The sequence below is a fragment of the Mycobacterium sp. E3298 genome, from assembly GCF_001666895.1.
In the GTDB taxonomy this organism is placed as follows: domain Bacteria; phylum Actinomycetota; class Actinomycetes; order Mycobacteriales; family Mycobacteriaceae; genus Mycobacterium.
The window spans coordinates 1-1,475 of sequence record NZ_LZJB01000457.1 but is presented as its reverse complement, the minus strand read 5'-3'; the positions used below and the strand labels follow the sequence as shown (position 1 = coordinate 1,475).

Below are 1,475 nucleotides of genomic sequence, written 5' to 3'. Positions count from 1 at the left end.
CGGCCAGACCTACGGCGCCGAGCCGCTGTTGGCGCGCGCCCACCACGGCTCGGTCAGCAAGGAACAGCGCGCCCTGGTCGAAGAGGACCTCAAGCGCGGCCTGCTCAAGGCCGTGGTCGCGACGTCGAGCCTGGAGCTCGGCATCGACATGGGCGCGGTCGACCTGGTGATCCAGGTCGAGGCGCCGCCGTCGGTGGCCAGCGGCCTGCAACGCATCGGGCGGGCCGGCCACCAGGTCGGCGAGGTGTCCCAGGGCGCGCTGTTCCCCAAGCACCGCACGGATCTGATCGGCTGCGCGGTGACGGTGCAGCGGATGCTGTCCGGCGAGATCGAGACGATGCGGGTGCCGGCCAACCCGCTCGACATCCTCGCGCAGCAGACGGTCGCGGCGGCGGCGCTGGAGCCGCTGGACGCCGACCGGTGGTTCGACACGGTGCGCCGCAGCGCCCCGTTCGTGACGCTGCCCCGCAGCGTGTACGAGGCCACCCTCGACCTGCTGTCGGGCAAGTACCCGTCCACCGAGTTCGCCGAGCTGCGGCCCCGGCTGGTCTACGACCGCGACACCGGCACGCTGACCGCGCGGCCCGGCGCGCAGCGGCTGGCCGTCACCTCCGGCGGCGCCATCCCCGATCGCGGCATGTTCACGGTCTACCTCGCCAGCGAGGCGGAGAAGCCGTCGCGGGTGGGCGAACTGGACGAGGAGATGGTGTACGAGTCCCGGCCCGGTGACGTGATCTCGCTGGGCGCCACCAGCTGGCGGATCACCGAGATCACCCACGACCGGGTGCTGGTGATTCCCGCGCCGGGCCAGCCGGCCCGGTTGCCGTTCTGGCGCGGCGACGACGCGGGCCGTCCGGCGGAGCTGGGCGCCGCGCTGGGCGCGTTCACCGGCGAGCTGGCGGGACTGGACCGCGACGCCTTCGACGCCCGGTGCGCCGGCCTGGGTTTCGACGCTTACGCGACCGACAACATGTGGGCGCTGCTGGACGAGCAGCGCACCGCGGCCGGGGTGGTGCCCACCGACACCACCTTGCTGGTCGAGCGGTTCCGCGACGAGCTGGGCGACTGGCGGGTGATCCTGCACTCGCCGTACGGGCTGCGGGTGAACGGCCCGCTGGCGCTGGTGCCACAGCGGCGATCGCTTGCCCGGATGCCGGCGCGGCAACAGCAGCGCGCGGGCCGCGCACTCCCGGAACCGCGACGCGAACAGCGCCGAACCGCCCACCTCGGCCGTGACGATCGGGTCGATCTCGTCGGCGTCGAAGACGAAGAGGTCGGCGCCGGGCGGGTTGTCGCCGTTGTCAGACAACATGTCCGGCAACCGCACCACGATGCCGTCGTCGGAGGCGGTCGGCTTCTCGTCCAGGCCGTAGCGTTCCCGCAGCCGGCGGCCCACCGCCAGCGCCAGCGGGCCGTTCACCCGCAGCCCGTACGGCGAGTGCAGGATCACCCGCCAGTCGCCCAGCTCGTCGCGG

The 1,475-nt window shown here is 73.4% G+C and carries 2 pseudogenes; one reads left to right on the top strand and one right to left on the bottom strand.

Features of this window, described 5'->3' with window-relative positions:
• Positions 1-1,123: pseudogene (locus A9X05_RS21250) on the top strand (helicase-related protein); the annotation flags it as partial.
• Here the strand turns inward: A9X05_RS21250 and A9X05_RS30030 are convergent.
• Positions 1,097-1,420, bottom strand: a pseudogene (locus tag A9X05_RS30030) (hypothetical protein); the annotation flags it as partial. The pseudogenes A9X05_RS21250 and A9X05_RS30030 overlap by 27 nt on opposite strands.
• Positions 1,421-1,475 lie beyond the last annotated feature (55 nt).